Origin of the sequence: Kitasatospora sp. NPDC059571, assembly GCF_042735675.1 — a bacterium.
Taxonomy (GTDB): domain Bacteria; phylum Actinomycetota; class Actinomycetes; order Streptomycetales; family Streptomycetaceae; genus Kitasatospora.
In genome coordinates this window covers 31,454-39,238 of record NZ_JBHWBW010000012.1, presented here as the reverse complement: position 1 = coordinate 39,238, position 7,785 = coordinate 31,454, and the positions used below count along the sequence as shown (strand labels likewise).

Here is a 7,785-nt window from a genome sequence, read left to right as displayed (position 1 = left end):
GCCGTGGTGGCGGGGGGGCGCCGGGCGGGGGGGGGGGCGCCGGGGCGGGGCGTGGCGGCGGCGGGCCCGCGGGCGGGGGCCGGCGTGGGCGTGCGGGGGGCGGCCGCGGCCGCCGCGCAGGCCGAGGTGCGCCGCCAGCTGGAGGTGCAGCGCGCCGAGCAGCGCCGCCGCGCCGAGGAGGCGCTGCAGCGCGCGGAGGAGGCCCGGCTGCGGGCGGAGGCCGCGGAGGCCGCGTCCGCCGCTGCGGCAGCGGTCGCCGCGACCGCCGAGCTGCCGCAGGTGCCCGAGGCCCCGCCGGCCGCGGGCGCCGGGAAGGCCCCCGAGTCGTCCGAGGAGTCGACCCGGGAGATCCCGGCACCGGAGCACGGTTCCGATGCCCGCGGTGCGCAGCCGGAGGAGACCCCGGTGGAGCGCACGGCGGTGCTGCCGACGGTGCCTGCCCCGGACGAGACCGCGGTGCTGCCGCAGGCGGACCCGCGTGCGGTGGACGAGACGGCGGTGCTGCCGACAGTGCCCGCCCCGGACGAGACGGCGGTGCTGCCGAAGGCGGACCCGCGGGCGGTGGACGAGACCGCGGTGCTGCCGAAGGCGGACGGCCCGGCCGAGGGCCGGGTGCCGCCGGGGATCTGGCGGTCGGAGCCGTCCGACGACACGACCCGCGAGCTGACGCCGCCGGCCCGCCCGCGTCCTTCCTGGGCGGAGGAGACCCCGATGGACGACCTCCCCAGCCTGACCGACTCGCTGCTCGGCTCGCGCGAGGAGTGGTCGCGCTGGGAGGCGGTCGAGGACGGGGACACGCCCGATGACGGCCGCGGGCGCGGCTGGGGCCGCAAGCGCCGCAAGGACTGATCCTCCGGGCGGACGGCGGCCCGGGCAGGTGTGCACCGGAACCGAACGGACAGACGGGCATCGCAGTCTGAAAGACTGCGGTGCCCGTTTCGTCACCCGCAGCCTGCCGAGGGAAGCCCGTCACCGTGAGCGTCGCCGCACCCGCCCCGCCCGTCCTCAGCCCGAGGGCCGCAGCTCCGGGGGCAGCCGCCTCCGGCGGCCGGCTCCAGGTCCTGGACGGGCTGCGGTTCGTCGCGGTGCTGATGGTCGTCCTGTACCACTACATCGCGTTCGGCTCGGACTGGAGCCGTCCGCGGGCCGAGCTCTTCCCCCTGCTGTACCAGCCGGCCGCCTACGGCTGGCTCGGTGTGCAGCTGTTCTTCCTGATCAGCGGCTTCGTGATCTGTCTGAGCTGCTGGGGTCGCTCGCTGTCGGACTTCCTGACCTCGCGGGTGGTCCGGCTCTTCCCCGCCTACTGGTTCGGGGTGCTGGTGACCACCCTCGTGCTGGCCTCCGTCCCGGGTGGCTCCCGGCCGCGGGCCGGCCGTGACGTGCTCACCAACCTGACGATGATGGAGTACCCGTTCGGTGCGCCGTACGTGGACGGCGTGTACTGGAGCCTCTGGGTCGAGGGCCGGTTCTACCTGATCTTCGCGGTCGTGGTCGCGTTCGGCCTCAGCTACCGCCGGGTGCTCGCCTTCTGCCTGCTGTGGGCGGCGGCCGGCGTGCTCGCCACCGCGGCGCCGGGCGAGCAGCTGCTCCAGGTCCTGGCCATGCCGGAGTACTGCTGGTTCTTCATCGGCGGACTGGCCTTCTACCTGATGCGCCGGTTCGGGCCCGACCTGCTGCTCTGGCTGCTGGTCGGCCTGACCTTCCTGCTGGGCTGCCGGGCGGCCCTGCCCACCTTCCGCTTCGTCGCCTCGCAGGCCGGCCACCCGATGTCCGAGTGGGCGATGGTGGCCGTGATCGCCGCCTTCTACCTGTTGATGGCGGGCGTCGCGCTGGACTGGTTCCGGGCGGTCGACTGGCGCTGGCTGACGACCGCGGGCGCGGTCACCTACCCGCTGTACCTGCTGCACGAGTACATCGGGTGGGAGGTGATCAGCACGGTCGGCGGCCGGGTCGACGCCCGACTGCTGGTGGCCGTCCTGCTGGTGGTCATGACCGGCGCGTCCTGGCTGGTGCACCGGTACGTGGAGCGGCCGTCCGCCCGCTGGCTCAAGCCGCGGCTGGCCGCCTCCTTCGCCAAGGTCCGGGCCGCCGGCGCGCCGCCCGTCCGGCGGCCGGCACACCCGGCCGAGCACGGCCCCGCCGACGCGGACGCCCACGGGCCCGCCCATGCGCACGCCCACGGCGACGGGCCGGACCGGTCGGGCCGCGCCGACGCCTGCCCGCCCGGCCGGGCCCGTGCGGCCGCCGGCCGGGCACCGGAGCGCCTGCCCGACCGGGCGCCCGCCCGCATCCCGGACCGCGCTGTCGGCCCGGCGCGTTAGGCTCGTGGCGCAGAAGGCGGCCGCGGCAGGGAGTACGGCGTGAGCGTGTGGGACGACCTGGTCGGCCAGGATCGGGTGGTCGAGCAGCTGTCCGCGGCGGCCCGCGCCGCCCGGGCCACGGTCCTCGCCGGGCGCGGCGGCAGTGCCGAGACCGGCGGCAACGCCTCGCTGATGACGCACGCCTGGCTGTTCACCGGCCCGCCCGGCGCGGGCCAGACCACCGCCGCCCGCGCCTTCGCCGCCGCGCTGCAGTGCACCAGCCCCGACCTGGAGCTCGGCGGGACACCCGGCTGCGGATTCTGCGAGGGCTGCCACACGGTGCTCGCCGGCAGCCACGCCGACGTGAAGTACGTCCGCACCGACGGCCTGTCCATCGGCGTCGGCGACATGCGAGACCTGGTGCTGCGCGCCGCCAGCTACCCGACCGGCGGCCGCTGGTCGGTGATCCTCGTCGACGCCGCCCACCGGCTCACCGAGGCCGCCGCCAACGCCCTGCTCAAGGGGGTGGAGGAGCCCTCGCCGCGCACCGTCTGGCTGCTCTGCGCGCCGTCCGTGCAGGACGTGCTGCCGACCATCCGGTCCCGCTGCCGGCTGCTGGTGCTGGGCACACCGTCCGCGGAGGCCGTCGCCGACATGCTGGTCCGCCGCGACGGCGTCGAGCCCGGCCCGGCGCACCTCGCCGCGCTCGCCGGCCAGGGCGACATCGAGCGCTCCCGCCGGCTTGCCGTCGACGACCAGGCCCGCGCCCGCCGCGCGGACGTGCTGCGGATCCCGCTGGAGGTCGGCGACATCGGCGGCTGCCTGGCCGCGGCCCAGCGGCTCGTCGACACCGCAAAGGCGGACGCCGAGGCACTGGCCGAGACGCAGGACGCCAAGGAGACCGAGGACCTCCGGGCCGCCTACGGCGCGGCCGAGGGCAGCCGGGCGCCGCGCGGCATGGCCGGCGCCGTCAAGGAGTTGGAGAAGCGCCAGAAGAGCCGCGCCACCCGGACCCGCCGGGAGACCCTCACCGTCGCCCTGCTCGACCTGCTCGGCTTCTACCGCGACGTGCTGGCCCTCCAGCTCGGCGCCACCGGCCGGCTCGCCAACGAGGACCAGCGCCCGGCGCTGGAACGGGTCGCCGCCGCCGGCCCCGCCGAGTCCACGCTGCGCCGGATCGAGGCGGTGCTGGCCTGCCGCGAGGCACTGGAGCGCAACGTCGACCCGCTGCTGGCCGTCGAGGCGATGACGGTGGCGCTGCGCGCAGGCTGACCCGGCCGCCCGGCCCCGGTACCCGCCCTCCACCGTCACGGATGGGCGACGGTCCGGCTGACCGCATGTCACCTCGCTCGTTCGAGTGAACGTCGCAGGGTGCCCGTGCGGCCCCCGGCGCCCCACCGGGCCGAGTGTGCACCCTGAGGACCGTCCGCGCCGCGGTCCGGCGGCCGGTACCCTCCCGAGGTGGTGCGCCCATGCTCCGTCCGCTCCTCGCCACAGCCCTGCTGACCGCCGCCGCCGGCCTCTGGCTCGGACGTTCCGCTCTGGGCACCTGGCGCGAGCTGCGGGCCGCCCGCACGTACGAGCTGGCCGCGGACCGGCGTCCGCTGCTCGTCCGGGCCACGGCCGCCGCCCTCTGCCTCGCCGGGTCCGCGACCCTGGCCGGCGGCGTGGCCATGGACCCGGCCGCGGCCCGCCGCGGGCACCTGTTCGCGGTCGGCGAGACCGTACCGGCCCGCGCGGCCGCCGCAGTGGCCCCCGCTCCCGCGGCCATCTCCTCCGCGTCCGCGTCCGTGTCCGCCACCGCCCAGCCGTCCGCCGCCGCGCACCCGCTGCCGCCGGTCGTCACCGCCTTCACCGCCGTCGGCCACCCCGCCGAGGGCGATCTGATGGAGGGCCAGGTCGCCGGACCCGACGGCCACCCGCGCACCGTACGGGTCTGGCTCCCCGCGCAGTACCGCGAGGACCAGCAGGCACGCTTCCCGGTGATCGTGCTGCACTCCGGCACCGCCCGGAAGACCGCCGACGCCGACCTGCCCGACGTCTTCGACGGCGTCGCCTCCGCGGTGAAGCTCGGCCGGTCCCACCCGTTCATCGTGGTCGCCCCGGAGGCGCCCAGCGGCACCGACCACCCCTGCGACCTGGTCGCCGCCGCCCCGCAGGCGGTCGCCGACGACGCCGCGCTGCGCACCGCGGTCACCGCGGCCTTCCGTACCCTGCCGGCCGGGCCCGGCAGCTGGGCCGTGCTCGGCATCGAGTCGGGCGCGCCCTGCGCGGCCGCCGCCGGCCTCGCCCGCACCGACCTCTACGGCGCGGCCGCCGCCGTCTCCGGCCGCTTCGACGCCCCGGCCCTCGCCGAGACAGCCGCGGAGGCGCCTGACGGCACCGCGGCCCGGCTGCTGCTGGCCGCCGCCAAGGCGGACGCCCCCGGCGTCGCCGCCGCCCGCGGGCTGCAGGCCGCCCTGCACACCGGCAAGGGCGCGGCCGCCCGCGCCGACGTGCGGCTCTCCGACATCGTGCAGGACTACACCCACGAGCGGGAGCGCCTGCGTCTCGTCCGGGTCGCGGTCCAGTACCTCGCCGAGACCCTCGCCAGGACCACCTGACGCCCGCACCCGGCCTGCGATGCACCCGCCCGTCCGGCTCCGGCGGCCGCCTCACCGGCCGCGGCGGCCCGGCCGGATACGCTGGGGGCGGCCGGGCGATCCCCGCCGGGCGCCCCGCCACCGGCAGCGACCGCGGCGCGCGACCGCCCCGGCCACCGTCCGCAGCCCGTGCCTGCGGCCCGCCGTCCGTGTCGCGTCCGAGGGAGAACCACCATGCGAGCCATCCGGCGGACCGCACCCACCGGCAGCCGGCGGACCAGGCCGGCCGTCACCACGGCCGCCGCGGGCGCCCTGGCCGCGGCACTGCTGCTGGCCGGCTGCTCCTCCGGCGGCTCGGCCCCCGGCGGATCGGCCTCCGTCCCGTCCGCCGACGGCAGCACGGCGCCCGGCGGGTCCGGCGCCTCCCCGCTGCAGCCGCTGCCCCCGCAGGTCCCGGCCGCCCTGGCCGGCTACTACGGCCAGAAGCTCGACTGGCAGGCCTGCGACAGCGGCTACGAGTGCGCGACCTTCAAGGTCCCGCTGGACTACGCCGCACCCCAGGCCGGCGACGTCACCCTCGCCGCGGCCCGCAAGCAGGCGGCCGGCGGCGGGCAGCACCTCGGCTCGCTGCTCCTCAACCCGGGCGGCCCCGGCGGCTCCGCGATCGAGTACATGGAGGCGGTCGCCGCCGGCTACGACCCCGGCGTCCGCGCCGCGTACGACCTGGTCGGCCTCGACCCGCGCGGCGTCGGCCGCTCCACCCCGGTCACCTGCCTGACCGGGCCCCGGATGGACGCGTACACCGCCACCGACATCACCCCGGACGACCAGGCGGAGACCGACGCCCTCGTCGCCGCCGACAAGGAGTTCGCGGCGGCCTGCAAGGACCGGTCCGGCACCGTCCTGGCGCACGTCTCGACCGTCGAGGCCGCCCGCGACATGGACGTCCTGCGGGCACTGCTCGGCGACGACAAGCTCCACTACGTCGGCAAGTCGTACGGCACCTACCTCGGCGCCACCTACGCCGGACTCTTCCCCGGCCGGGTCGGCCGGATGGTGCTGGACGGCGCGATGGACCCGTCGCTGGACGCCAGGGCCGGCAACCGCGCCCAGGCAGGCGGGTTCGAGACCGCCTGGACGGCCTTCGCCAAGGACTGCGCCACCCACGACGACTGCCCGCTCGGCCACACCGAGCAGCAGATCGGGCAGGGCCTCACCGACCTGTTCAACAAGCTCGACGCCGCACCGCTGCCCGCCTCCGGCGGCCGCCCGCTCACCGAGGCGCAGGCCACCACCGGCGTCATCCAGGCGATGTACGCGGAGTTCCTGTGGCCGCAGCTGCGCACCGCGCTGCGCAGCGCCGAGGCCGGTGACGGCACCGCACTGCTCCAGCTCTCCGACGACTACTACGAGCGGTCCGAGGACGGCAGCTACCCCAACCTGATGGCGGCGAACACGGCCGTCAACTGCGTCGACCTGCCCGCGCCGTTCAGCGGGCCCGACCAGGCGGCGGCGGCCGTCGCCGACTTCGAGAAGGCGTCGCCGCACTTCGGCCGGGACATGGCGTGGATGGCGCTCTCCTGTGCGTACTGGCCCGAGCGGCCGACCGGTGCACCGCACACCGTCCGGGCGGCGGGGGCCGCCCCGATCGTGGTCGTCGGTACCACCCGGGACCCGGCCACCCCGTACGCCTGGGCGCAGTCGCTGGCCGGCCAGCTCGAATCCGGACGGCTGCTCACCTACGACGGCGACGGCCACACCGCGTACGGGCGCCGCAACGCCTGCGTCGACGGGGCGGTCAACACGTACCTGCTCGGCGGGGACGCGCCGGCGAAGGGCACCCGCTGCGCCAAGTAAGCCCCGTTCGGGGATGACGGTCCTGGCGCTACGATGAGGCGCCCCCACTCGTCATCCGTCCGACAGGAGCGCCCCCGTGCTCGGAGTCAACGACCTGGCGACGTACGTCCTCGGCGCCCTGGTGATCGTCCTGCTCCCCGGCCCGAACTCGCTGTACGTCCTCTCCGTGGCCGCCCGCCGCGGCATCCGCACCGGCTACCTGGCCGCCGCCGGCGTCTTCGTCGGTGACTTCACCCTGATCAGCCTCACCTCCCTCGGCGCCTCCTCCCTGCTGGCGGCCAACCCGGCGGTGTACGCGGTGGTGAAGTTCGGCGGCGCCGCCTACCTGCTGTGGATCGGCTTCGGCATGCTGCGCTCCGCCCGGCAGCTCTGGCAGGAGCGCCGCGCGGCGGCCGCCCCGGCCGCGGACGGCGCGGACCCGGCCGAGCGGGCGACCGCGGAGAACCCGTTCCGGCGGGCGCTGGTGATCAGCCTGCTCAACCCCAAGGCGATCCTCTTCCTGCTCTCCTTCTTCACCCAGTTCGTCGACCCGTCGTACGCGCACCCGGCGCTCTCCTTCGGGCTGCTCGGCGGGGTCCTGCAGACCTTCAGCGCCCTCTACCTCTCGCTGCTGATCTTCGCCGGCACCACCCTCGCCGCGGCCTTCCACCGCCGCAAGCGCCTCTCCGCCGGCCTGACCAGCGGCGTCGCCCTGCTCTTCGCCGGCTTCGCCGCCAAGCTCGCCGTCTCCTCGGCCTGACCGCCCCACCCGGGCCGCCCGGACCGGCGGGGTGCGGACCACCTCCCGAAACTGTGTAGACTGGCCCGCGTTGCCGATGCGATCCTCGACCTCACGGTCGGGCTCCACCCGGCAGCGGTGCCGCCTTAGCTCAGTTGGCCAGAGCAACGCACTCGTAATGCGTAGGTCGCGGGTTCGAATCCCGCAGGCGGCTCAGTGAGAAGGGGGGGGGGGGGGGGCGGGGTGGGGGCGGGCTGGGCGGGGGGGGGCGCCCGGTGCCGCGCCGGCGAGGGGCGGTCCGCGGGGGGGGGGGGCGCGGTGGGTGGCG

Annotated in this window: 5 protein-coding genes, 1 tRNA gene and 1 pseudogene; all 7 read left to right on the top strand. The window is 76.7% G+C overall.

From position 1 onward, the window contains the following. Positions 1–849 (top strand): annotated as a pseudogene (locus tag ACFV0G_RS03530) (hypothetical protein); the annotation flags it as partial. Between the two features lie 125 nt (positions 850–974). Continuing rightward, positions 975–2,321, top strand: coding sequence for an acyltransferase family protein (locus ACFV0G_RS03525; protein WP_380540900.1), 1,347 nt, complete (start codon positions 975–977; stop codon positions 2,319–2,321). A 39-nt stretch (positions 2,322–2,360) separates the two neighbouring features. Next, on the top strand, positions 2,361–3,572 hold the full coding sequence (locus ACFV0G_RS03520; RefSeq protein ID WP_380540897.1) for a DNA polymerase III subunit delta': 1,212 nt from the start codon (positions 2,361–2,363) through the stop codon (positions 3,570–3,572). Positions 3,573–3,772: 200 nt separating this feature from the next. Next, entirely contained in the window at positions 3,773–4,903 is a 1,131-nt protein-coding gene (locus ACFV0G_RS03515) for a hypothetical protein (RefSeq protein WP_380540894.1), read from the top strand. A gap of 213 nt (positions 4,904–5,116) precedes the next feature. Continuing rightward, complete coding sequence (locus ACFV0G_RS03510; RefSeq protein WP_380540891.1) at positions 5,117–6,739, top strand: alpha/beta hydrolase; 1,623 nt, start codon at positions 5,117–5,119, stop codon at positions 6,737–6,739. A 76-nt stretch (positions 6,740–6,815) separates the two neighbouring features. Further along, positions 6,816–7,478, top strand: a complete 663-nt coding sequence (gene leuE, locus ACFV0G_RS03505; protein WP_380540888.1) for a leucine efflux protein LeuE — start codon at positions 6,816–6,818, stop codon at positions 7,476–7,478. A 119-nt stretch (positions 7,479–7,597) separates the two neighbouring features. Further along, positions 7,598–7,671, top strand: a tRNA-Thr gene (locus ACFV0G_RS03500). Positions 7,672–7,785 lie beyond the last annotated feature (114 nt).

What these genes read in the sequence shown, in the direction of transcription:
- ACFV0G_RS03510 (WP_380540891.1), top strand. Translation starts at nt 5,117, where the DNA reads ATGCGAGCCATCCGGCGGACCGCACCCACCGGCAGCCGGCGGACCAGG.
- ACFV0G_RS03515 (WP_380540894.1), top strand. Translation starts at nt 3,773, where the DNA reads ATGCTCCGTCCGCTCCTCGCCACAGCCCTGCTGACCGCCGCCGCCGGC.